Origin of the sequence: Pseudoalteromonas sp. T1lg24 (genome assembly GCF_002964745.1) — a bacterium.
In the GTDB taxonomy this organism is placed as follows: Bacteria; Pseudomonadota; Gammaproteobacteria; order Enterobacterales; family Alteromonadaceae; genus Pseudoalteromonas; species Pseudoalteromonas spongiae.
Genome location: NZ_PQCB01000006.1, coordinates 529,055 through 552,290, shown reverse-complemented (window position 1 = coordinate 552,290; position 23,236 = coordinate 529,055). Strand labels below are relative to the sequence as shown.

Sequence of the window (23,236 nt, the reverse complement as noted above, 5' to 3'; positions counted from 1 at the left end):
AATTTGGCTAGCTGTTATCTGCCTTTTAATGCAAGTGTGAGCATTGAATATTCTTGCTTTTCAGCTTTACTCAAACCTTGCGTTTTCTCTTTTATTAATAGGGACTCTAGGCGCAAATTTAAACACTGATCTTCAATAAAATTAAAAGTACTTTGAAATTCACTGGTTAACGAATCTTGATTTACTTGATGCTGCCACGCGGCGAGTTTCGCTAATGGCGCATATTCAGGACTTTCTCTAAATTGCTCAAGCAGTTGCGCTGTGGTATTGGTTTTATCTAAGGCGAGTTTTTGCAATTGAATAAAGAGCTTGATACCCGGTACATCCATCTGCGCTAATTCTGGCTGGAATGGCACTTCACTGGCAAGTTCTGGATGCTGTAATAGCAAACCAATTGCGCGTCGCATTGGTGTTATTTTAAACTTCTTAGCAAGACCTTGTTGTTGCTTTGGTGTATTGATCTTTTTTTGCAGCTGGGCACGGGTGCGGCCAATTAAGCGCGCTAATTTATCGAGTAAATTATCCTGATAGTAGTCGCTTGGGACCTTTTCAATCAGTGGCAGCGCCTGCTGTAATAGCTTTGATTTGCCTGCGTCTGTCGTCAGATTAATTTCCTGTGCAAGTCTATCAAACAAGTATACCGAGAAATCAGTGGCATCGTCGTAACGTAATTCAAAGGCTTCACGACCTTCTTTTTGTACTAATGAGTCTGGGTCTTCACCGTCAGGTAAAAATACAAACTCGAGTGATTTACCATGATTTAAATAGGGCAGCGCATTTTCCAGTGCTCGCCACGCAGCATCGCGTCCTGCACGGTCACCATCGTAACAACAAATAATGCGGTCAGTCGTTCTAAATAGGGTATGAATATGTTCAGGTGTGGTTGCAGTACCAAGTGCTGCAACTGCGTAGTTAATGCCTTTTTCAGCAAGCGCAACCACGTCCATATACCCTTCAACTACCAGTATTTGTTCGAGCTTTTTGTTAGCGTGCTTGGCTTCATACAAGCCGTAAAGTTCAAAGCCTTTATGAAAAATTCGGGTTTCTGGTGAGTTTAAATATTTCGGGCCATTGTCGTCGCTATTCATGATGCGTCCACCAAAGGCGATAACGCGTCCGCGTTTATCGCGAATTGGAAACATCAAGCGGTCGCGGAAGAAATCAAATTGGCGTCCTGCTGACTTTTCACTGGCAAGTTTTAGTTCGAGTAATTGTTTTTTGCTATCTTGGTTCTTCGCGAATGTTTTACACACGCTATCCCATTCACTGGGGGCGTAACCAATCATAAATTGTTTAGCAGTTTCGCCACTGAGCCCACGTCCTTTGAGATATTCGATTACTTGAGTGGAGTTGTCATGATGCTTTAATTGGTGTTGGTAAAACTTTGCAACATGCATCATTAATTCGTAATCAGAGCGTTTTTGCTCAGTACTGACTTGTGGCCCTTGATTTGTGGCATTCTCACGAGGCACATCTAAATTGAGTAAACCCGCGAGCTCTTCTATGGCATCAACAAACTCGAGCTTTTCATATTCCATCATAAATGAAATGGCATTGCCGTGGGCGCCACAACCAAAGCAGTGATAAAACTGCTTATCTTGGGATACCGTAAACGACGGCGATTTTTCATTATGAAACGGACAACATGTCTGATAATCCTTACCTGCTTTTTTAAGGCCTACTTTGCCATCAATAAGATCGACAATGTCGGTTCTGGCTAATAGGTCATCAATAAAGCTACGAGGAATTTTTCCGGCCATGGTATATCGTTATTCGCGTATGTTGATTGAGAGTAGGGGGCTAGCATACCCAAAAATGAAAAATGACGCTAGACGTTATCATCTTTCAGAAATGAAGAAACCGAGCAAAAGCTCGGTTTCTAAAGCTGTTAAGGCCAGCAGTTATTGACTTGAGAAAGTCAGCCTTTAAAACTCTGAGTTAAGCGCTAAGCTTTTGCTTAATTAAACCTGAAAGTTTGCCCATATCTGCGCGACCTTCAGCTTTAGCTTTAAGCAAGCCCATTACTTTACCCATATCTTGCATGCCAGAAGCACCGCTTGACGCGATACATTCATCAATTAAAGTAAGAATTTCTTCATCAGTAAGCGGTTTTGGTAAAAACGCTTCAAGTACTTTAATTTCATTAGCTTCAACTTCAGCTAAGTCCTCGCGGCCAGCGTCGCGATACTGAGATTCAGAATCTTTACGCTGCTTTACAAGTTTTACTAGAATAGACGTGATTTCAGCGTCACCTAGCGTAACTTGCTCGTCGATTTCTTTTTGCTTAATAGCTGCTAAAACCATGCGAATTGCACCAAGACGAATTTTGTCTTTAGCGCGCATTGCATCTTTTTGTGCATCTTTAAGTTGTGCTAAAAGGCTCATTTACAAGACCTAATCTAGATTAGTAAAGTTTTACGCGACGAGCGTTTTCGCGAGAAAGCTTCTTCATGTGACGCTTTACCGCAGCTGCTTTTTTGCGCTTACGCTCAGCTGTTGGCTTTTCATAGTGCTCGCGACGACGAACTTCTGAAAGGATACCTGCTTTTTCACATGAACGCTTAAAACGGCGAAGAGCAACGTCAAACGGCTCGTTTTCTCTAACTTTAATAACTGGCATTAAAAAATCACCTACTTAGTAATATGTTTCTACTTAAATGAGTTTTATTAGCTAAAACTTTAGCTAGTGCCACTCACCTCGGTTAAGATTTAACCGACTAGTTCAAAAATGGTGCGGCATTGTAATCTGAAGCACCACGCAATGTAAAGAATAATTATACCAAAGATGGTAAAAAGCTGACAAAAAATCTTAAAGCTTGTAAAATCGCCGCCTTAACTTAATTGAGCGTGCTTTGATTGGGTATTTTATTGTTATTTTAGGAGAGAAACTTGCGTATTTTGGGTATTGAATCGTCTTGTGATGAGACGGGAATCGCGATTTATGACGATGAACAAGGCTTGCTGGCTCATCAGTTGTATTCTCAAGTGAAAGTGCATGCGGATTATGGTGGTGTTGTACCAGAACTGGCATCGCGTGATCACGTACGTAAGACTATTCCTTTAATTGAGGCTGCATTTAAACAAGCTGGTTGTGGACCCGAAGATTTAGATGGCGTTGCGTATACTGCAGGACCTGGTTTGGTAGGTGCGTTATTAGTTGGTTCATCAATTGGCCGCTCGCTTGCTTATGGGTGGAATGTGCCCGCTGTAGCAGTGCATCATATGGAAGGCCACTTATTGGCGCCGATGCTTGATGAAGATGTACCAGAATTTCCATTTATTGCGCTACTTGTATCGGGTGGCCACAGCATGATTGTAAAAGTTGACGGTATCGGTCAATACACGATTCTTGGTGAGTCAATTGATGATGCTGCAGGTGAAGCGTTTGATAAAACGGCTAAATTATTAGGATTGGATTATCCTGGCGGCCCATTGCTTGCCAAGCTTGCAGAAAAAGGTGAACCAGAAGTATATCGTTTTCCCCGTCCAATGACCGATAGACCAGGCCTTGATATGAGTTTTAGCGGGTTAAAAACCTTCGCTGCAAATACCATTAATAAAGAAAAAGACGAAGATGGCAATATTTCTGAGCAAGTGAAGGCCAATATCGCCCATGCTTTTCAAACGGCAGTCATTGATACCTTAGTAATTAAATGTAAACGTGCTCTGAAAGAATACGGCATTAAGCGTTTAGTGATTGCCGGCGGCGTGAGTGCTAACGTTTATTTACGTGAAACACTAGAGAAAGTGATGACAGGTATGCAAGGCCGTGTTTATTACCCGCGCACTGAGTTTTGTACAGATAATGGTGCAATGATTGCTTACGCGGGCATGCAACGCTTGAAAGCAAAGCAGTATGCGCCACTTGATATGCGCGCAAAGCCTCGCTGGCCGCTTGATGAGTTGGAATCAATTTAATTTTTCGAATTAACCGCTGCTGCAGTTAACGTTTTTCAAATAAAAAGCCGAGATTACTCGGCTTTTTTTGATTTTACTTTTGGCTCAGTGCCTTTAAGCAAGCGTATAACGTTAGCACGATGGCGAAATACAATCAGCGCTGCCAGCATGGTTACAGGCAAAACATAAAGCGGTTTTATAAACCACGTAAATAAAGGCGCTAAACTTACGGTAATGATGGCGGCCAAAGAAGAGTAGCCAGTCAACCAAATTAAACCAAGCCAGGTTAAAATTAATAAGCCAGCCAAAGTAAAACCTATGGGCAGCAAGCTACCAAACGCGGTTGCCACCGCTTTACCGCCTTTAAAACCAAAAAAAATTGGGTAGATGTGGCCAAGACATGCAGCAATTGCAATAAAACCTAAATAAAGAGGCTCTATCTTAAGAAAGTAAGCACCATATACTGGGATTGTGCCTTTCAGCACATCAAATATCAGTACTAAGATTGCAGGCAGTTTGCCGCCAATACGATAAACATTGGTTGCGCCTGGGTTATTAGAACCCGTTGTTCTGGGATCAGGTAAGCGAAACAGCTTACAAATGAGCACTGCTGAAGAAATTGAGCCAAACAGATAGGCAAAGACAATCATTAAGCTTGCTAACACAGCGTTCCTTATTTTTTCTTTAGCAAATATAGGCTATTATCTGCCGCTGATTCTTTTTAGCGGATTTACCCATAAGAGTACCTATTTTTTTCTCTAATTGGTATCCGACCACAGTATAATCGGGGTGAATACGGGTGCAAGATAAGGTTTTTATTAGTCAATTACAGGTTAATACCATTATTGGCGTGTTTGATTTTGAAAAACAAGCGAAACAACCTTTGTTTTTTGATGTTGAAATGCTGACAAATTTTGCCCAAGCTGCGAAGTCTGACAATGTTGATGATGTGGTTGATTATGCCAAAGTGTCAGCACGTATTATTGCTCACTGTGAATCGACGCAAGTTGAATTATTAGAGACGTTAGCCGAGCAACTAACTACTATCATCTTAAATGAGTTTGCTGTATCGCAAGTGACATTGCGAATCTCGAAGCCCCAAGCTGTAATTGAAGCGCAAACTGTGGGTATTGAAATCACACGTAAAAAGCAAAGCTAATGGCACAGATTTTTATCAGTATTGGCTCTAATATCAATAAAGAGCATTATATTAAAGCTGCTTTAGCTATTTTACCTGAACATTTTGATAATGTTATTTACTCAAGTGTTTTTGAAAGTGAGTCGGTTGGTTTTGAAGGGAATAACTTTTATAACCTTGTGGCCGCTGCTACAACCAATTTACCGCTTGAAGAAGTATGTGCTCGCCTTAAACAAATTGAGCGCGACCATGGTCGCACCCCTGCCGATAAAAAGTTTAGCCCACGCACACTTGATCTGGATTTGTTATTTTTTGATGAGGTGATCTGTGACACGCCAGCGCAATTGCCGCGTGATGAAATTACCAAAAATGCGTTTGTACTTTGGCCTCTTGCTGAAATAGCCAGTGACTTTATCCACCCTACGGTCAACCTGAGTATTGGTGAGCTGTGGCAAAATTATAATAAAAATAAGCAAAAATTGTGGAAAGTGGAGATTTAAAATAAATGGGACTGATTGAAATTGTTGTGCTGGCACTGATTCAAGGATTTACAGAGTTTTTGCCTATTTCAAGTTCAGGCCACCTTATTCTACCGAGTCAATTACTTGGCTGGCAAGATCAAGGTCAGGCGTTTGATATCGCGGTACACGTTGGAACATTATTCGCAGTACTTATTTATTTCCGTAAAGATGTAGTTCAAATACTTTCTGCATGGTTTAAGTCTTGTGCCGGAAAGGGCCTCACAGTAGAAAGTAAACTTGGCTGGTATATAATTCTGGCAACCATTCCTGCCGGTTTAGTTGCAGGTCTTGCAAAAGATTTTATAGAAGCTAACACGCGTGGTGCTGCGGTAATTGCAACGACGACCATCGTTTTTGGTTTAGCGCTTTGGTATGCCGATATTAAAGCAAAAGAGAACAAGAACATTTTCGATATTAAATGGAAAGCTGCCTTGCTGATTGGTATTGCGCAGGCGGTTGCGTTAATTCCTGGTACTTCACGCTCGGGTATTACGATTACCGCCGGTTTGTTGCTAGGGCTTGATAAAAAAAGCGCAGCGCGTTTTTCGTTTTTAATGTCTATTCCTGTTATTGGTGGTTTAGGGCTAGTGATGATCATCAAGCTGATTTTAGATAACACAGCGGTTGATTGGCATGCTTTGATACTAGGTACTGTGCTGTCGTTCGTTTCAGCGTATACCTGTATTTTCCTATTCTTAAAGTTTATTGAGCGAATGGGCATGTTGCCATTTGTTATTTACCGACTAATTTTAGGGTTTGCTTTGTTTGCACTCATTGGGTTTGGTTATATCAGTGCTTGAGTTAAACTTTTAAGATAAAAAATGTAAAAGGCTAAGAATGATTCTTAGCCTTTTTTGTATTTTTTAGATAGCTTGACCTATTCATTAGACGTTCCGCTTAATATAAGCTTTATTCGAATATCCCAGCGATAGCTTGTTCTCTTGCACGCGCCAGCTGTTGTTTGATTTCAGCGCCTTTAAAGCCTTTTTTAATAATAGCTTGTACATCGATAGCGGTGGCTTTTGTTGCCGCACTTTGTAGTTTTCGAGCTAAGGCTGAGTGTTCTTCTCCTAGCAATGCAAAGGTTTCAATAAATAAGTTTAACCGCTCAGGGCGTCGCCAAACATCAGCTTGATTAAAGAGTGTCAGTACCTGTTCTACAGATGCTTGATTGTGCTTAAAGATAGGCGCAAAGGTGGTAAATAGACTCAGTGCATCAACATAGGCATTGGGTAAACGCAAATGCTCGGAAAGTGTTTTTACCTCAGTTGGCTGAATCTCTTTTAGCCATAAACAAAAAGCGATAATGAGTTGGTTTTTGCCAGCTACTCTCGTTAAAAGAGTTGCGATCTCTTGGCTGTATTCAGGTAACCAATGGTTTGCCAGTGGCGGTAAAATAATCGGTAGCGCGTTTATTTCTGCAAGCACATCGGTAAATACATTGATAGCACCATCGGCAAGGGATTTTTCAATTTCCAGCCAAATTCGCTCTTTAGTTAGTGTGTTAATTTCACCCTGGGCAACCATTTCTTGCATTAGTAATACTGTTTCAGGCGCGATAGTAAAGCCCAAATAATGATAGCGAGCAGCAAAGCGTGCAACACGCAAAATGCGCAGTGGATCTTCACAAAATGCGTCGCTTACATGGCGAAGACGCTTTTGCTCTAAATCGGCTTGTCCATTAAAAGGGTCAATAATATTGCCGTTTTCATCTTCAGCCATAGCGTTTACGGTTAGGTCACGGCGAATTAAGTCTTCTTCCAGAGTGACATTTGGCGTAAAGTCGCAAATAAAACCAGTGTAACCTTGCCCTGATTTTCGTTCGGTTCTTGCTAGCGCGTATTCGTCTTTTGTTTCTGGGTGTAAAAATACAGGAAAGTCACTGCCAACTTGCTGGTAGCCAAGCGCTAATAATTCATCTGGCGTACTACCAACTACCACATAATCTGACTCTTTAATTGGGCGATTTAATAGCTTGTCTCTTACTGCGCCGCCAACTAGGTATATTTTCATTGTGTTAGGTTTACACATAATAAATAACGATAATGATTGAAATCCTATCATAATTTGGAATTCGTTGGTGAATTGGTATGATAGGCTGAGTTTTTATTAAGCGTATTGAAGTAAGTGTATTTAGATTATTTTGGCTTAACGGATCAGCCATTTTCCATCGCACCGAATCCTGACTACCTCTTTTTAAGTGAACGTCATAAAGAAGCGTTGGCTCATTTAACTTATGGTTTAGGTGATGCCGGCGGTTTTGTGCTGCTTACGGGCGAGGTCGGAACTGGTAAAACAACGGTAACACGCTGCATGCTCGAAAGCATAGGTGATGAAACTCAAGTGGCGTTTGTGTTAAACCCATCGTTGTCTGAGTTGGAGTTACTTGCGAGCATTTGTGATGAGTTGCGTATTCGTTATAAAAAGTCAGAGGCGACGCTTAAAAATTTGACCGATAAAATCAAAAATCGACTGTTAAAAAACCATAGCCAAGACAAACGCACGATGCTCGTCATTGATGAAGCCCAGCATTTAAGTGGTGCAGTGCTTGAACAGTTGCGCTTACTTACTAATTTAGAAACTAATCAGCGCAAATTACTGCAAATTATTCTAGTTGGTCAGCCAGAGCTGCAAGCATTGTTAAAACGTAACGAGTTACGGCAATTAGCTCAGCGTATTACCGCTCGCTACCATTTAATGCCTCTTAATGAGTCTGAAGTATTTGCGTATATCAAACATCGTTTGCATATCGCTGGCTGCGATACCATGTTATTTGAAAACTCAGCAATTAAACGTATTCATCAATTAACTGGGGGGATCCCGCGGCTTATCAATTTATTGTGCGAACGAGCGCTAATGGGGGCGTTTGCCAATAGTCGTAAACAGGTTAATAAAACTATGATAGCAACAGCGGCAACTGAAATATTGCCGCTTGAAGCGTCAATAACGGCCTCATCAGGTGCAAATTATCAGGTGTGGATGTATGCCTGCTTTGCTATAGTCGCAGTATTAACGGGCATTGGTTTGTCGTTTATTTTTTAAAAGAAGTATGTATGTCTTATATTCTTGATGCGTTAAAGCAAAATGAAACTTCGAGCCGAGGTGCTGCGCCAATGCAAGGTGATTATCAACAGGAATACCTGTTAAGTAAAAAATTACGTTTTTACCGTAATTTGGCGTTATTTTTAGGCTTTTTATTGACCCTTACATTGGGGTTCTTTATTGGTAAAGGATTGCAGACTCAGCAAACGAAACCTGCGATTGAAGCGGAGGTTGTACAAAACAAGGCAACGCCAAATAACCAAGCTATAATGCCGATTCAGCCGCAAGTGCCAGCAACGTCAGGTACCCAGCAACAAATTCAATACCAACTGGTTCCTGTGCCAGTTTACACTCAGCCGGTGGCTGCAAATGCGCAACCTGTTGTAGAACCGACACCAAGTGAAAAATCACAACCTAAAGCAGATGAAAATGCGCAAGGTGAAGCCGATTTATCCGAATATAAAGTGGTTGGCTATCAACAAGCAAAAGAACAGAGAGAGCAAACCAACGCCTTAATTGATGCGTTTAGCGAAGCATTTGAGCAGGCGCAAAATGAACCATTAGAACAGCAAGTGATTTCAGGTTCATCTGCTTCGGCACAAGTGTCACCTATTCAATTATTGCCTGAGGCATTTAGAGCGCGTATTCCTGAAATGCGTTATCAAGCGCATGTATTTGCTTCAGAACCTAGTCGCAGTTGGATTAAGATTAACGACCGAGAACTCAAAGTAGGTGATAATATTAATGGCGTTTACATTATTGATATTGCCGCAGAACAAACCTTAATGCAGTTCGACGGTGTGGAGTTTAGTTTAGCTGCGATGGAAGATTGGCAGTTTTAAAATGGCCATTAAATCCCGTCTTCTGAAATTAAATCAGCTATATCTAAATCATAACGCTGGGCACTTGCCGTGCCTTCAATGCTGTCATCAGATTCCGCTAAATCAATTATGCGCACTGCCAAGTGGTGATTAAACTCGGCGTTGTAAAATACTTTCACCCGAGGTTTTGTTAGTTGCTGTTGATTTTCAACAACGAGCGCAATGCGACCTGAGCATAGCTTAACTAATGTTCCCGCAGGATAAACCCCAATAGCTTGAATAAAAGTTTGCAGTAAATCTGGGTCGTAGTGGTTCGGTGAATGTTCCATTAATTCACGATATGCAGCAGCGCTGCCAATGGCTTTAGTATGGTCAAAGCCATAAACTAAACTGTCGTACATAATGGCGATGCTAAAAATGCGCTGCGCTGAATTGAGTTTATCAAAATCTAATTGGTTCGGATAACCGCTGCCATCGAGTAGCTCATTTTGCTCTGAAATTAAGCGTGAAACATGTTCATCGGGCTGACCACTGACGCGCATTAGTTTTTGTAATTGTGAAATATGTTGCTGCTTTTTAACTCTCAACATTGGTACGAGTTTGTCGTCAGGAAGGCGTAAATTGTCAGGCAGCATTTGGTAGCCAACGCGTGAAAGCAGTCCTGCAAGCACCATGTGCTCACTTGCTAACGCTTGATAGTTTTGATGAATGCAAAATTGTGCCAAGCTTACCGCCACCCGCAGTAAGTGACTGTTGAGCAAAGTGTTAGACATTTTACAGCGTACCACTAATGCAACGGCTTCTTTATGTTGTCGCGTCAGTGTTAATACTTGCTGCGCTAAACTTTGTAACCCCGAAATATCAATTGGGGTGTGGGATTTTGCGCGCGCTAATGTATCGTCAATGATTGCATGCGCTCGGTCTTGCCAATCAAGTGCCGCTTCTAATTGACTCTCAATTTTGACTTTTTTAGTAAACGTTGTTGTTTGTTGTTGGGGGCTTTTTTTTGAACGACTAGGGTCGACAAGTACTTCTATTACGCCTTTTTTCTTCAGCGCTTGCAGTGCAAAGTAATTTCTTACTAAGCCTGTTTGCACTACTTTAACAGCGCCTAATTGTTTAGTTACTTCTTCAACAAAATCGCCCACTTCTAATTTAGTAATGGGCAATTTTATTTTACCGTCTGGTGTGATGCTCATGTATCTTAATCAAAAAAAGCATTGCGGAAGAATTTAATTAAATCAATGCCAAAGTCTTCTGGTTTGATAGATGACTCAAGCTCGTCGTCAATGCGGTTGCTGGCTAAATTGAGGTCTTGTACTTCAGTGTAATGTTGATGTTTCGCACTGTAGAATACTTTAACAGTTGGTTTTAACGGCTGTTCAAAGTTGCTTTGTGACACAATGCCCAGTTTCTGGCTTTTTAGTTTTACTAATGTGCCTACAGGGTGAATGCCAATGCATTGAATAAAACGTGCAACTAAGTCGCTGTCGAACGCGCTTGGACAACCCGCTCGTAAAATTTTGAATGCTTGAATTGGGTTCATATCATCTTTGTAAACGCGCTTAGCGGTTAAAGCGTCATATACATCGACAATTGAGATCATACGTACATACTGGTTTATTTCGTCGTCTTTAAGGCCAAATGGGTAGCCTTTGCCATCTAAGCGCTCATGGTGAAATCCGGCAACTTGAATGGCGATATCACTGAGTTCCGACTCTTCTAAAATCTCTTTGCTGTATAGCGCGTGACGTTTAATTTCGTCAAATTCAGCATCGGTGAGTTTGCCTGGTTTATTTAAAATCGCGTCTGGAACTTTGATTTTGCCGATGTCATGTAACAACGCACCGGTAGCGAGTTCATGAATAATCTCACGCTCAAACCCCATGTGCTTGGCAAAAATACTCATTAATACCGATACATTAATTGAGTGCTCTAGCAAATAAGCATCTTTCTCACGAATACGGGTCATACAGGCGAGGGCATCTTGGTTGCGAAAAACCGAATCAATAAAGCCGCTAGCAACCTGCTTAAATGGCGCAACATCAATTTTGCGACCGGCGCGAATATCGTCAAATGCTTTTGATTGCAGTTGTTTCGCTTCGGTATAAAGTTTTTTAGCTTTGTTTGCTTCGCTTGAGAAACTCGCGGTTGCTTTGGTTGGATCAAACTTAGGCGTTTCGATTGCGTTCTCGCTGGAATCGTTATTTTTTTCTGCGTTTAAATCAATAAATTTATCAGGGTCGACAGATACTTCTAAAATACCTGACTTTGCTAATTTATTGATGGCGGCTTGTGTCCTTACCCAGCCTTCTGACTTAACTTTTACACTACCTTGTTGCTTTACAACCCCTTGCACATACATGCCGGGTTTAAGATCAGATATTAAAATGGTTTTTAACATTGGCAGTACATCTTTGAATTTTGATTATCTTTAAAATTAGCAAACATTATGCTGAAAATTAAGCGGAAGATAAAAGAAAAGGGCTGAAGTTTACACTTAGCCCTTTTATTTTGCTTAACAAGCCGGTTTCCCGAGCTTTAGATTAATCTTCGTCAGTTAGCGTCATGAGTGATGTGTTACCACCTGATGCTGTGGTATCAATACTGATGGTTTTTTCAGTAACTAAGCGATTGATTAGTGTGTCGTAATACTGTGCACTGATTACTGGTAAAATAGCACCAGAGCGTGCAGCCAGTTTTTCGTTTACATGTGCTTTACGTTCACAACCACTGCCGATTACAGCGCCTGCAACGTGCGGGTGAGCAAGTGTTGCATTAAACTCAGACAGTTTAGCCACTTGTAAAACGCCCTCAGCAACACCGCATGCTAATAACTTAGCACGGAAAGCTAACGCTTCTTCGTGGAATAGGTCAGACACCACGGTAATTACAGTATTACCCGCTGCAATCGCCGTTACGATAGACAATACCCAGAAGTTAAATGAAGTATCTTTATCTGCGTAGCAAACAACACAGCCGCGCGGCTCTAGGTAAATTGTGTTTGATTCACCAGTTGGGCCTGGCAGCACAGTACCTTTGGCTAAACGCTTTTCAATACGGTCAAGCTGACTACGTGCATCGGCAATTGTTTGTGTTAAATCATCTGCAAGCTTATCCATGATTTCAACTTGTGCGATTTTAGCTAGCATCTGACGACATACTGAAATGCGGTCGTTTAAGCTGGTTGCGCGCCAAGTTTTTTCATCGCGAATTGAGTTAACCATCATTTGATTAACGCGTTCAACGGCATGGTTGTCATCAACAATTGCTTCGCCATCAAGGTTGATGTTGGTAGCTTGAACGTTTTCAGGTGCAGCATTTTCTTTTACTAAACGTGTTAGATAAGTTGGGCCACCTGCTTTAGGGCCAGTACCTGATAGGCCGCGACCACCAAATGGTTGCACACCAACAACGGCACCAATCATATTGCGGTTTACGTAAATGTTACCTGCACGTGATTGTTTAGCTAAGTATTCAGCACGTTCTTCGATACGGGTGTGAATACCCATAGTTAAGCCAAAACCAGTGCTGTTTACTTGGTTGATTACGTTATCAATTTCAGTACCTTTGAAACGAATTACGTGTACACATGGACCAAATACTTCTTTCGTTAATACCGATAAATCACTGATCTCGTATAAACGTGGTGCAAAGAAGAAGTGACCGTTTTCATCTTCAGCCGGAATAGGGCATTCAAAATGCAGTGTCGCTTTATCTTTTAAGTATTCAACGTGTTCATTTAGCGCATCAAGTGCTTTTTGGTCGATAACCGGGCCAACATCTGTTGATAGATAAGCTGGGTCGCCAACGTGTAGCTCTTTCATCGCGCCTTTAATCATCTTGATTACTTTGTCTGCGATTTCGTCTTGTACGAATAATACGCGCAGTGCAGAACAGCGCTGACCTGCTGATTGGAAGCCAGAAGAAATAACATCGTCAACGACTTGCTCTGGTAGTGCGGTAGAATCAACGATCATACAGTTTTGACCACCCGTTTCGGCAATCAGAGGTACTTGGTCGCCACCGCGTTCTGCTAGGGTTTGCGCAATGCGTGTACCTGTTTCAGTTGAACCTGTAAACATAACTGCTTGTACGCGCTCGTCAGGAATAATTACCTGACCTACTTTGCTACCGCGAGCAATAACAGGCTGTACTACGTCTTTAGGTAAGCCAACGTCACGCATTAACTCAATTGCACGAAGTGCAACAAGTGATGTTTGCTCTGCTGGTTTTGCAATGACTGAGTTACCTGTTGCGATTGCCGCTGCTACTTGGCCTAAGAAAATCGCAAGTGGGAAGTTCCAAGGGCTGATACATAAAATTACACCACGTGGTGAAAAGCGGCTATCAGCTGCAAGCTCTTCAGCGCGCGCTGCGTAGTAACGACAAAAATCAACTGCTTCACGTACTTCATCAACACCATCTTGCGCTACTTTACCAGCTTCTTTAATACACAATGCAATCAGTTCATCGCGATGACGCTCTAAAATGTCACCAGTGCGACGTAAGATTTCAGCGCGCTCAGCAACTGGCGTTTGAGACCAAGATTGGAAAGCTGATTCAGCTGTATCAACAAGGGCTTTCATTTCAGCTTCGTCTTGGTGACGAATAGAACCAAGCACCTCAGCGTGGTTTGCTGGGTTAATTACCGCCTCGTGACCTTCAGGCACATCGGCATGAGTCATTAGGTTTTCAGCAACCCATTTGTCAATATTCGCTTTGAATGGCGTAATATGGTTAATGTTGGTTAAATCTAAACCTTTAGAGTTTTGACGCTCTTCACCAAATAAGTCTTTTGGTAAAACGATTTGTGGGTTGCGCTTATTGCGAACACGTTGAATTTTTTCAACGGGATCTTCAAGCAGTGATTCTACTGGCTGAGATTCATCAACAATGGCATTTACAAATGATGAGTTAGCGCCGTTTTCAAGTAGACGACGTACTAAGTATGCAAGTAAGTCTTCGTGTTGACCTACTGGTGCGTATACACGACATTGAACACGATCTTGCGTTACAACTTGGTCGAATAATGATTCACCCATACCGTGCAAGCGCTGGAATTCAAAGTTTGAATAGTTGCCATCAGCAAGTTCTAAAATAGTGGCTGCTGAGTATGCATTGTGTGTTGCAAACTGCGGGAAAATCACATCTCGTGCTTTCATTAGCTTAATTGCACACGCTTTGTAAGACACGTCAGTTGTCGCTTTACGTGTGAATACTGGGTAATCTTCAAGACCATCTGCTTGTGTTAGCTTTACTTCAGTATCCCAGTAAGCACCTTTTACAAGGCGAACCATCATTTTACGATTTACACGGCGACAAAGTGCTTCTAACCAGTCGATTACAAAAATAGCACGCTTTTGGTAAGCCTGAACCGCTAAACCAAAACCAGCCCAATTGCCAAGAGCATCGTCAGAAAATACCGCTTCAATAATATCTAAAGAGATATCTAAACGGTCAGCTTCTTCGGCATCAACCGTAAAGTTAATGTCATACTGTTTTGCTGTAAGCGCAAGTTCTTTCAGCTTAGGCACAAGTTCTTCCATTACGCGCTCACGGTGTGTGAACTCATAACGAGGGTGAATAGCTGAAAGTTTTACAGAAATACCAGGGCTTTTTATAGGGCCGCGACCATTGGCTGCTTTACCGATAGCGTGAATTGCCATCATATAGCTATTAAAATAACGTTCAGCATCCGCCATAGTGCGGGCGCCTTCACCTAGCATATCGTAAGAGTATGCGTAGCCTTTTGCTTCTTTATCTTTCGCACGCTCTACAGCTTCTTCAATGGTAGTACCCATAACAAACTGCTTGCCCATGATCTTCATGGCATATTGTACTGATTTACGAATAGCAGGTTCACCAATACGACCCATAGTGCGCTTTAATAAGCCAAACTGGTCTTCTTTGTTTTTGTCTGCATAGTTAACCATTTTACCTGTTAATAACAGACCCCAGCTTGATGCATTTACAAACAGAGAATCGCTGTTACCTAAGTGAGAGCTCCAGTCGCCGCTTGCTAGCTTATCGCGAATAAGACTATCTTGAGTTTCTTTATCTGGTACGCGTAGCAATGCTTCAGCAAGGCACATTAATACCACGCCTTCTTCAGAAGACAGTGAGTATTCGTTAAGTAGTGCGTCAACACCACCTTGACCTTCTTGATCGTTACGAATATTTAATACCATTTGGCGTGCACGTTCCCATGCACGGCTACGTGCGCTAACACCAACTTCTGCAAGTGGCAGAATATGGTCAATAACTTGGTCTTCATCAATACGGTAAAAGTCACGGATCTGCTGGCGGATCGGACATTTGGTAGTTAAATCACCATTGTAAAGCATAAAGAAACCCTCAAAATAAAATAGGTTAAATTTATAAAATAGGGGCGTAGTGTAATTTCTTTTCAGCAGAATGTGCTGGCGTATTTTGGCTATATCCGGTAATTTACAGGGAATTGTTCAAAAGATGCCAAATAATATTCTGTATGACCACCTCTATCAAAACACGAGTGCTCGATCGAATCGATTTAGCAATTTTAGATGTTTTACAAAGAAATGGCCGAATTTCTAACGTAAATTTAGCGAAACAAGTTAATTTAAGCCCAAGCCCGTGCCTTGAAAGGGTTAAAAAGCTTGAAGACGATGGCTATATTGAAGGTTATGGTGCACGTTTAAATGCTACTAAGCTGAAACAAAATGTGGTTGCCCACGTTGAGGTAACATTAAAAGAATCAACCGAAGCCGCATTTGATATTTTCAAACAGCATATTATGCGCATTGGCCAAGTGGTGTCGTGTGATATGGTTGCGGGTGGCTACGATTACCTACTAAAAATACGCGTAGGCGATATGATTGAATACCGTGAAGTCCTCGGTAAAATTGTAGATACGCCAGGGGTTGGCACCAACCGTACTTACATGGTAATTGAGCATGTTAAGCAAGATGTAGGGTTAACCGTGCAGGTTGAAGAGTAATCCTGGAATTATAAAAATTACCTGTTTTATTGCTGAGTGGTTTTGTTCTCGTAGAAAATGACTCACAAATTTATGCAATAGGTATAACATTTATTCACACGCTTATTGAGTACGGGATACCAGATACAAAAAAAGCGCTAGTTAAGCGCTTTTTTTGTATTGCGTAGATATTATGCCCAACCGTCGTAACGTTTGCGTCGCGATAACACGATTGTGATGATAATCCCCAGTAAAATACCGATAAATGCAATACCACCGCCATAAATCAATAGCTGCTTTTGCTGTTTTTCACTGGCTTGTTGCTTTTGATTACGTGAGCTTGAAATTTGGGCATTTAGCTTTTCAATTTCAGCATTAAGTTCACGGTTTTTAACTTCTAAATCATTGGCAGTTTGACGCAGTACCGGCATATCACGTTGGCTTGAATTTAGCTCTGCTTGTAAATCAGCTAATTGATTTTTTAGCTTAAGGTTTTGTTGTGCTAAACCTGGGCGCTTACTGATATTACGTTTATCAATCCAACCTGTACGACCGCGGCTATCTTTTACTTGGCTATAGCCCGTTTCTTTATTTTCATCGAGCAACTGTAATTCGGTACCTGCTTGCACAGAACCAAGAATGCGATAATTTTTGCCTGGACCTGAGTGCATATAAACAAATAGGTTGTCGGTAATATAAGCAGTTGAAGAAGATGCGCTTTCAGTTGTTTGTACTTCCAGTACTTCAGTCGCTGATTCGCCGTTAGTTTGCGTTTCTGCGTGGATAGCTGTGCTTAAACTCGCTAATAAAAGAAATGCAGCAATCGGTTTAAACATTGAGAGGATCCTGTTTTATTGTTGTTGTCCGATAAATTTACCAAGTCGTTTAAACATGTAACTAATTATAGCGCTGGATAAATGAGATACTATCAAGGCGGGATTTGTCTGATGTAGTTATTTTTACATCGATAAATTCCAACGCAGTTAGCATGATATTTAGCCCGCTAAAATGACTAGCTATTTAAGTGAATTGGTATTTGAGGCTTCATAGTATGGATTTCACCGCGCAATAGCAAGTCGCGCAGCGCATTCACACAATACTTCATAATTTAGTCGTTGTTTGTAAGTCGATGCACAAAAGGTTGCATTTAGCCCGATATTTGGTTTTACTTAGGCTTTGCTAATAAAATAGGTCAACCCTCCAGCTAATGGATACTGAAATTGAGCTGAAATTTTTAGTTTCAGAACAAGTTATTTCTCAACTGCCAGCACTGATTACCCAGTTTTCAAAAAAAGTCAGTAATAAAGCTTCTCGCAACTTACAAAACGCATACTTTGATACTCCAAGCAGAGAATTAAGAGCGCTAGATATCGGCTTACGCACGCGTTGTGTTGACGGCGAATGTGAGCAAACAATTAAGTTGGCAGGCAAGGTGGTTGGTGGCTTTCATCAACGTCCAGAATACAATGTGCCAATTAATAATTCGCGCCCAAACATTGAGTTATTTGATACCTCAATTTGGCCTGCTGGCATGGAGCCAGGCACTATTAGTGAAAACCTTTTCTCTATTTTTAACACTAACTTTATTCGTCGTACTTGGTTATTAGAAACCGACTCAGGTACTGAAATTGAATTGGTGTTGGATAAAGGTGATATTTCTGCTTCAGGCCAGAGTGTGCCGATTTGTGAAGTGGAAATGGAATTGGTAAGTGGTGATCGCAAAGAGTTATTTGAATTAGCAAATAAGTTAATTAACTGTAGTGAAGTACGTTTAGGTCTATACAGTAAAGCCGCACGTGGCTACCGTTTAGCGGACGATGCGCCGTTAATGGCTGATACATTCTTAGGCTATGTACAGTTAGATGAAAACGCGACACAAGAAGAAGCGCTTGAGAAGTGCCTTCAATATGGCATTGAGTTTGTGCAAAAACACGAGCAATGCTATATCGATTCGCCAAAATTAAAGACACTAAAACGCATTGTTGATGGGGTTAGCCTTATTCGTCATAGCTTTTGGTTGTTTGAACAAGTTGCCGACAAACAAGTTACTAAATCGTTGCGTAAAGAGCTTAAATGGCTATTAGAAACCTTTTCTTGGGTTGAAACTGCGATTCAATTACGAACGTTTACGTCAAAGAAACATGCGTTTTATAAACGCATTTCGGCTGCGCCAGAGCTTGAACAAGTGATTGATAACTTAAAAGCTGAGCAACCGTCGCGCAAGGCGTTAAAGGCAATTTTCCATAGCCCGCGCTACAACCAACTTATTCTAGATTTAACGCGCTTTTTAATTGAAAAGCGTTGGCGTGATGACTGGGGGCAAGAACAAATTGTTGCTGCTGGTACGCCTGTAAAAGATATTGCGGCACGTCTTTTTGAAAACGATTGGCAAGAAATGCAGCATTTATTGCCACATGATGTGGTGAGCGCTGAAAGCTATATTGCAAAACGTCAAAAATTACATCGTAATTTACTCAGCGGTTGTTGTTTAGGGCAGCTTTTTGAAGGACCGCTACGTGATGAATTTAGAGGCCCTTGGCTTGATATTATTCATGGTATGGATGAATTGGCGACATACGACTATTTAAAACAGTTATGTGAAACGCAACAAGAACCCGAACAATTCACCAGTATTTTGGGTTGGTTAAAACAAAAAAATGATGGTTTGCTCGCAGCAATGGAACATAGCCGTTTGGCAAGTCAAAAATTGGAGCCTTACTGGCAATAATATGCGCACTATGCTGTTGCTGCTACTTTTTTGTACTCCGCTGAGTGCATTACAGTGGCAGCAAGTAAAAATTAAACAAGGAATTGAAGTTTATCAGCAAAAACTGCCTGATGGACTTTTAAAGTTAAAAGCCTACACAGAGACTAGCGGATGCTTAGCAGCGTTTGAAGCACTTTTACTTGATACAGACAATGCTGATAAGTGGTTAAGCAATGTGGACAGTGTCGAAGTGCTAAAATCACCATCACAAAACGAGCATATCGTTTACACTCAATTTAATGCGCCATGGCCGATTAAAAATCGTGATATGGTGACTTACTCACGTATTTTTAGAACGTCAAATACACAAATGCAAATTGGCATTCAAGCGGCTAACAACGAATATGCAAAGCGTGATGGCTTCATTCGCATTAAGCATGTAGCTGCCAGTTGGGTAATTACTCAGCGAGACGCAGATACGATTTCTGTTGAGTATCAAGCGATTGCAGATCCTGCAGGAAAAATTCCACATTGGTTAGGTAATTCTGTCGCAAAATCTAACGTATTTAGCACCTTTAAAAAGATGAAAGCGCGCTTGAAGCTTTACCCTTGTAGTGCCATTTGACTAGGGTCTGCCCACCTTTACTGTTCTATTTTTGTTCTCTTTGAGCGTGCTTTTATCGCGGCGCTCGATGTGTGGCCTAGCAATCTAAGCGAATATCGAGCAAAGCTTCCGCGTCCTGCTCACGCCCCTTACCTACATCCATATAGGCAACAATGAGAAAAGTACGTTCAATAGAACCGTTCGGCAACGCTTGATTGGGTTTTCTACTGTGTTATCGGCTGACTCACATAGAATAACTATGCCACGCATCCTCTGCCTTGTATAAACCCCAATCAAACTGCTGCAAAAACGAACTTGAAAGGTCAACAGACCCTAGGTTATTTCGCGATATGCATATTGACTGAACCATTAGCCTCTTGTGATTGGCTAGTAGCGAATTTATGTTTGGTAACAAACTCTGATAATTTATGTTGGAACAGGTGTATTGATTCGAAATCATCGGCATACTGATAGTTAATTTGGCAAATACTTTCTCGGCAATCAATCGTTTTTAGTTGCACAAATTCAATAAAATCATGTGTGGTAAAAAAATCTTGAAACACCGCTTCTGTCGTTTCGGCCCAATGATCGTCACGGGTTTGTTGCTCAAATTTAGTTGCTAAATTAAGGGTGTCTACGCCATCACTGAGCAGTAATTCAAGTTGCTGCTGCATTTGTTGCTCGAGCTCCGCGACCTTGTCGCGCAACATGGTTTCTGCATGTTCGCTCACCTCTTTAATCAGCTGTTCATGTTTTTGTGTAGCATGTGTTAATTCATTTTCTAACCTTTCAACTTCAGCAACCAGCTCAGATTTAGTCAGCGCTGTCAGTGAGTGTTGTATTGATTTGTGCTGTGTGGATAGGGTTTCCGTTAAGGGTTCTTTGATGTTATTAAAGCTTGATTCTAGCGGCTCAGATAATCTGTGGTCAGAGCTATTAGATGGTTGTTCTTTACTAATTAATTGACTATCTGAAGGCATTAATGTCGAAATAAGTGCGACGCTAAGAGCGCCGAGCACAAATGCAATTACATGTCCTTTGTTCATATTAAATCCTATGTTTTATCTAATAGCGTTTTTCGTTGCTGAGGTGCTTAGCTAATCATACCACCGGCTAGCGGGTAATGTCCGACGTGATGTGTTGCGAGCTCTGAAAAACCAAGTACATTGGCTGTTTGTTTTTTATCGCTATTAAAGATAATAACATCTGCACTCATTAGCGGACGCGACGGGTGGTCTTCCAGCACTTTAAAAACAACATAATCTTGTGAGTCGATGGCTATCAGTTTCAATGTATAGGTAAGTTCGGTTTGTGGGTTGGTCACATGGGATACCAATGATAGCTCATTTGGCGTGTGTTCAAACTCGACCACCAATAGTTTTTCGGTAAAATTAATCGCTAATTGATTTGTAGTGACTTTTCGTTTTGCTACATGGTTAATTTTACTAATTGTGCCATTTATCGAATGTTCTGCAAGTGTGAGGATAACGTGTGTATTTTCCTCGATGACCGCAGGGATGACTTGGTCGTTAAAAATGGCAATTTTAAGTTGGCTTGATGCCAAGTTTTCGTCTTCTAATACGCGGATCATCGCTTTTTCTCCATTTTCGCTGAGGCTCAAATAACCAAATTCGAAGGTTTTCATGCGTGCGAAAGTAGGGGCGGTAACGATAAAGGTTTTAGTTACTTGAACGTCTTTCCAATAATTAAATAAAGATGACTGGGCGAGGGCGATATCGGATTGTTCTGATTTTGTTTGGATTTCATCAAGGTGTGTTAAAAACTGCTTACGCTGCCATGTATTTATGCCCGCAAAATGCATTGCTATCAAATAAGTAATAAATAAACCGGCCTTTAAAAGCAAAGGCGATAGTTGTTGCACACTTGGCAGGTTTATTACCACAAGGGAAACCAACACTAAAACATGCGTAACATAAACGATTGCCGGAGTTGTAAGGTAAGGTTTAGCAAGGCGTACGATTCTTTGTTGGTTAGTATTGTTTGCTATTTCAGGGTAATGCTTAATTGAAAGGTACATGACTTCACCATTTTTATTTTTTCTTGCTAGAGCGATTATCTTACCAAGTAACTGAATTACAGGCATAAAAAAAGCGCCAATGGCGCTTTTTCTCAATCAGACGGTTATTATAAACCAGCAGCGGCGCGAAGTGCGTCTGCTTTGTCTGTTTTTTCCCAGCTAAATGCTGTGAATGTATCTTCGCCTACCGTCATTTCGAACGGTTCACGACCGAAGTGACCGTATGCTGCAGTCATTTGATACATTGGGTGAAGTAGGTCAAGCATCTTAGTAATACCGTAAGGACGTAAGTCGAAGTGCTCACGTACTAGCTCTACTAACTTCTCTTCAGAGATTTTGCCTGTGCCGAATGTATCAACTGTGATTGACGTTGGCTCAGCAACACCAATAGCGTAAGAAACTTGGATTTCACACTTATCAGCAAGGCCAGCTGCAACAATGTTCTTAGCAACATAGCGACCCGCGTATGCCGCAGAGCGGTCAACTTTTGATGGATCTTTACCAGAGAACGCACCACCACCGTGACGTGCCATACCACCGTAAGTATCTACAATGATTTTACGACCTGTAAGACCACAGTCACCAACAGGACCACCGATTACGAAACGGCCAGTTGGGTTAATGAAGTATTTAGTATCTTCAGTTAAAAGCTCAGCAGGTAGCGTGTGCTTAATAATGTTTTCCATTACAGCATCTACTAGTGCGTCTTGCTCGATGTCTGGGTTGTGCTGAGTAGATAGTACAACTGCATCAATTGCAACAGGCTTACCGTCTTCATATACGAAGGTTACCTGAGATTTTGCATCAGGACGTAACCAAGGAAGAATACCTGATTTACGTGCTTGTGCTTGACGTTCTACAAGTAGGTGCGAGTAATAAAGTGGTGCTGGCATTAACGTTGGTGTTTCGTTAGTTGCGTAACCGAACATTAAACCTTGGTCACCAGCGCCTTGCTCTTCAGGCTTAGTACGGTCAACACCTTGTGCGATTTCAGGTGATTGTTGACCAATAAGGTTCATGATGCCACATGTGTCACCGTCAAAACCTACGTCAGATGATGTGTAACCGATATCTGTGATTACTTTACGTGTGATTGACTCAAGGTCTACCCACGCATCTGTTGAAATTTCACCAGAGATAATTGCAACACCTGTTTTAACCATTGTTTCACAGGCAACACGCGCATGCTTATCTTGTGTGATAATTGCGTCTAAAACCGCATCAGAAATTTGGTCAGCGATTTTATCCGGATGACCCTCAGATACTGACTCAGAAGTAAATAAAGTTCTTGCCATGGTATTTCTACTCACTCACAAAAAATGCGCGTTGCCACAAGGATTTGCGCAGGTTCAATTAAATGGTCGCGTATTCTACCGAATAACGACGCTGCAAACAATAACTTTACGCCTAGACGTCTAAAAAAAATTAAAAGTGAAATTTCTTCACCGTTACTAGGCTGTTTTGTGCATAAAGAAGCTAGATTATAGTCGGTTTTCCATTGCTCCGCGTG

21 protein-coding genes are annotated in these 23,236 nt (G+C 41.4%); 9 read left to right on the top strand and 12 right to left on the bottom strand.

What is annotated here, in order from left to right; genetic code table 11:
* Positions 1-14: 14 nt before the first annotated feature.
* The 3 genes from dnaG to rpsU form a co-directional block, all read right to left on the bottom strand.
* Positions 15-1,760 carry a DNA primase gene (gene dnaG / locus C2M30_RS05615; protein WP_105170959.1) on the bottom strand — a complete coding sequence of 582 codons (1,746 nt, stop codon included), beginning with the start codon at positions 1,758-1,760 and terminating at the stop codon, positions 15-17.
* Between the two features lie 178 nt (positions 1,761-1,938).
* Entirely contained in the window at positions 1,939-2,385 is a 447-nt protein-coding gene (locus tag C2M30_RS05610; RefSeq protein ID WP_054979112.1) for a GatB/YqeY domain-containing protein, read from the bottom strand.
* A gap of 19 nt (positions 2,386-2,404) precedes the next feature.
* On the bottom strand, positions 2,405-2,620 hold the full coding sequence (gene rpsU, locus C2M30_RS05605) for a 30S ribosomal protein S21 (protein WP_010362466.1): 216 nt from the start codon (positions 2,618-2,620) through the stop codon (positions 2,405-2,407).
* Positions 2,621-2,889: 269 nt separating this feature from the next.
* On the opposite strand from rpsU, the gene tsaD reads away from it, so the two are divergent.
* Positions 2,890-3,918 (top strand): tRNA (adenosine(37)-N6)-threonylcarbamoyltransferase complex transferase subunit TsaD, encoded by a 1,029-nt coding sequence (gene tsaD, locus C2M30_RS05600; RefSeq protein WP_105170958.1) that lies wholly within the window; start codon positions 2,890-2,892, stop codon positions 3,916-3,918.
* Between the two features lie 53 nt (positions 3,919-3,971).
* Here the strand turns inward: tsaD and plsY are convergent, their stop codons facing one another.
* Positions 3,972-4,562 (bottom strand): glycerol-3-phosphate 1-O-acyltransferase PlsY, encoded by a 591-nt coding sequence (plsY, locus tag C2M30_RS05595; RefSeq protein ID WP_100912660.1) that lies wholly within the window; start codon positions 4,560-4,562, stop codon positions 3,972-3,974.
* 134 nt (positions 4,563-4,696) lie between these two features.
* Here plsY and folB point away from each other — a divergent pair, with 134 nt between their 5' ends.
* The 3 genes from folB to C2M30_RS05580 are packed head-to-tail and all read left to right on the top strand — an operon-like array spanning position 4,697 to position 6,356.
* Complete coding sequence (folB, locus tag C2M30_RS05590) at positions 4,697-5,056, top strand: dihydroneopterin aldolase (RefSeq protein ID WP_105170957.1); 360 nt, start codon at positions 4,697-4,699, stop codon at positions 5,054-5,056.
* The gene (gene folK, locus C2M30_RS05585) at positions 5,056-5,535 is read left to right on the top strand and encodes a 2-amino-4-hydroxy-6-hydroxymethyldihydropteridine diphosphokinase (RefSeq protein WP_105170956.1); all 480 of its coding nucleotides are present in this window, start codon (positions 5,056-5,058) and stop codon (positions 5,533-5,535) included. Before folB ends, folK begins: the two co-directional genes overlap by 1 nt.
* 5 nt (positions 5,536-5,540) lie before the next feature.
* The gene (locus tag C2M30_RS05580; RefSeq protein ID WP_105170955.1) at positions 5,541-6,356 is read left to right on the top strand and encodes an undecaprenyl-diphosphate phosphatase; all 816 of its coding nucleotides are present in this window, start codon (positions 5,541-5,543) and stop codon (positions 6,354-6,356) included.
* Positions 6,357-6,465: 109 nt separating this feature from the next.
* Here C2M30_RS05580 and C2M30_RS05575 read toward each other — a convergent pair whose 3' ends face one another.
* A complete protein-coding gene (locus C2M30_RS05575; RefSeq protein ID WP_158683329.1) occupies positions 6,466-7,569 on the bottom strand; it encodes a tRNA nucleotidyltransferase in 1,104 nt (367 codons plus the stop codon).
* A gap of 114 nt (positions 7,570-7,683) precedes the next feature.
* On the opposite strand from C2M30_RS05575, the gene C2M30_RS05570 reads away from it, so the two are divergent.
* The gene (locus C2M30_RS05570) at positions 7,684-8,598 is read left to right on the top strand and encodes an ExeA family protein (RefSeq protein ID WP_105170953.1); all 915 of its coding nucleotides are present in this window, start codon (positions 7,684-7,686) and stop codon (positions 8,596-8,598) included.
* An 11-nt stretch (positions 8,599-8,609) separates the two neighbouring features.
* Entirely contained in the window at positions 8,610-9,440 is an 831-nt protein-coding gene (locus tag C2M30_RS05565; RefSeq protein WP_105170952.1) for a general secretion pathway protein GspB, read from the top strand.
* Between the two features lie 8 nt (positions 9,441-9,448).
* Here the strand turns inward: C2M30_RS05565 and C2M30_RS05560 are convergent, their stop codons facing one another.
* The 3 genes from C2M30_RS05560 to putA form a co-directional block, all read right to left on the bottom strand.
* A complete protein-coding gene (locus tag C2M30_RS05560) occupies positions 9,449-10,618 on the bottom strand; it encodes an HD-GYP domain-containing protein (protein ID WP_105170951.1) in 1,170 nt (389 codons plus the stop codon).
* Positions 10,619-10,623: 5 nt separating this feature from the next.
* A complete protein-coding gene (locus C2M30_RS05555) occupies positions 10,624-11,823 on the bottom strand; it encodes an HD-GYP domain-containing protein (protein WP_105170950.1) in 1,200 nt (399 codons plus the stop codon).
* A 142-nt stretch (positions 11,824-11,965) separates the two neighbouring features.
* Positions 11,966-15,766 carry a bifunctional proline dehydrogenase/L-glutamate gamma-semialdehyde dehydrogenase PutA gene (gene putA, locus C2M30_RS05550; RefSeq protein WP_105170949.1) on the bottom strand — a complete coding sequence of 1,267 codons (3,801 nt, stop codon included), beginning with the start codon at positions 15,764-15,766 and terminating at the stop codon, positions 11,966-11,968.
* A 143-nt stretch (positions 15,767-15,909) separates the two neighbouring features.
* On the opposite strand from putA, the gene C2M30_RS05545 reads away from it, so the two are divergent.
* Positions 15,910-16,398, top strand: a complete 489-nt coding sequence (locus tag C2M30_RS05545; RefSeq protein WP_105170948.1) for a winged helix-turn-helix transcriptional regulator — start codon at positions 15,910-15,912, stop codon at positions 16,396-16,398.
* A gap of 170 nt (positions 16,399-16,568) precedes the next feature.
* Here the strand turns inward: C2M30_RS05545 and C2M30_RS05540 are convergent, their stop codons facing one another.
* A complete protein-coding gene (locus C2M30_RS05540; protein ID WP_100912672.1) occupies positions 16,569-17,213 on the bottom strand; it encodes a TIGR04211 family SH3 domain-containing protein in 645 nt (214 codons plus the stop codon).
* Positions 17,214-17,584: 371 nt separating this feature from the next.
* On the opposite strand from C2M30_RS05540, the gene C2M30_RS05535 reads away from it, so the two are divergent.
* Both C2M30_RS05535 and C2M30_RS05530 read left to right on the top strand, forming a co-directional pair.
* Complete coding sequence (locus C2M30_RS05535; protein ID WP_105170947.1) at positions 17,585-19,105, top strand: CYTH and CHAD domain-containing protein; 1,521 nt, start codon at positions 17,585-17,587, stop codon at positions 19,103-19,105.
* 1 nt (position 19,106) lies between these two features.
* Positions 19,107-19,709 (top strand): START domain-containing protein, encoded by a 603-nt coding sequence (locus C2M30_RS05530; protein ID WP_158683328.1) that lies wholly within the window; start codon positions 19,107-19,109, stop codon positions 19,707-19,709.
* 317 nt (positions 19,710-20,026) lie between these two features.
* Here the strand turns inward: C2M30_RS05530 and C2M30_RS05525 are convergent, their stop codons facing one another.
* The 3 genes from C2M30_RS05525 to metK are packed head-to-tail and all read right to left on the bottom strand — an operon-like array spanning position 20,027 to position 23,021.
* On the bottom strand, positions 20,027-20,734 hold the full coding sequence (locus C2M30_RS05525; RefSeq protein ID WP_105170945.1) for a hypothetical protein: 708 nt from the start codon (positions 20,732-20,734) through the stop codon (positions 20,027-20,029).
* A gap of 47 nt (positions 20,735-20,781) precedes the next feature.
* Entirely contained in the window at positions 20,782-21,792 is a 1,011-nt protein-coding gene (locus C2M30_RS05520) for a hypothetical protein (protein WP_105170944.1), read from the bottom strand.
* Positions 21,793-21,833: 41 nt separating this feature from the next.
* Positions 21,834-23,021 (bottom strand): methionine adenosyltransferase, encoded by a 1,188-nt coding sequence (gene metK / locus C2M30_RS05515; protein ID WP_038639862.1) that lies wholly within the window; start codon positions 23,019-23,021, stop codon positions 21,834-21,836.
* Positions 23,022-23,236 lie beyond the last annotated feature (215 nt).

Bases quoted from the DNA above. Each gene is read 5' to 3' on its own strand.
- dnaG (WP_105170959.1), bottom strand. From the start codon at position 1,760: ATGGCCGGAAAAATTCCTCGTAGCTTTATTGATGACCTATTAGCCAGA.
- C2M30_RS05610 (WP_054979112.1), bottom strand. From the start codon at position 2,385: ATGAGCCTTTTAGCACAACTTAAAGATGCACAAAAAGATGCAATGCGC.
- rpsU (WP_010362466.1), bottom strand. From the start codon at position 2,620: ATGCCAGTTATTAAAGTTAGAGAAAACGAGCCGTTTGACGTTGCTCTT.
- folK (WP_105170956.1), top strand. From the start codon at position 5,056: ATGGCACAGATTTTTATCAGTATTGGCTCTAATATCAATAAAGAGCAT.
- C2M30_RS05580 (WP_105170955.1), top strand. From the start codon at position 5,541: ATGGGACTGATTGAAATTGTTGTGCTGGCACTGATTCAAGGATTTACA.
- C2M30_RS05575 (WP_158683329.1), bottom strand. From the start codon at position 7,569: ATGAAAATATACCTAGTTGGCGGCGCAGTAAGAGACAAGCTATTAAAT.
- C2M30_RS05565 (WP_105170952.1), top strand. From the start codon at position 8,610: ATGTCTTATATTCTTGATGCGTTAAAGCAAAATGAAACTTCGAGCCGA.
- C2M30_RS05560 (WP_105170951.1), bottom strand. From the start codon at position 10,618: ATGAGCATCACACCAGACGGTAAAATAAAATTGCCCATTACTAAATTA.
- C2M30_RS05555 (WP_105170950.1), bottom strand. From the start codon at position 11,823: ATGTTAAAAACCATTTTAATATCTGATCTTAAACCCGGCATGTATGTG.
- putA (WP_105170949.1), bottom strand. From the start codon at position 15,766: ATGCTTTACAATGGTGATTTAACTACCAAATGTCCGATCCGCCAGCAG.
- C2M30_RS05545 (WP_105170948.1), top strand. From the start codon at position 15,910: ATGACCACCTCTATCAAAACACGAGTGCTCGATCGAATCGATTTAGCA.
- C2M30_RS05540 (WP_100912672.1), bottom strand. From the start codon at position 17,213: ATGTTTAAACCGATTGCTGCATTTCTTTTATTAGCGAGTTTAAGCACA.
- C2M30_RS05535 (WP_105170947.1), top strand. From the start codon at position 17,585: ATGGATACTGAAATTGAGCTGAAATTTTTAGTTTCAGAACAAGTTATT.
- C2M30_RS05530 (WP_158683328.1), top strand. From the start codon at position 19,107: ATGCGCACTATGCTGTTGCTGCTACTTTTTTGTACTCCGCTGAGTGCA.
- C2M30_RS05525 (WP_105170945.1), bottom strand. From the start codon at position 20,734: ATGAACAAAGGACATGTAATTGCATTTGTGCTCGGCGCTCTTAGCGTC.
- C2M30_RS05520 (WP_105170944.1), bottom strand. From the start codon at position 21,792: ATGCCTGTAATTCAGTTACTTGGTAAGATAATCGCTCTAGCAAGAAAA.
- metK (WP_038639862.1), bottom strand. From the start codon at position 23,021: ATGGCAAGAACTTTATTTACTTCTGAGTCAGTATCTGAGGGTCATCCG.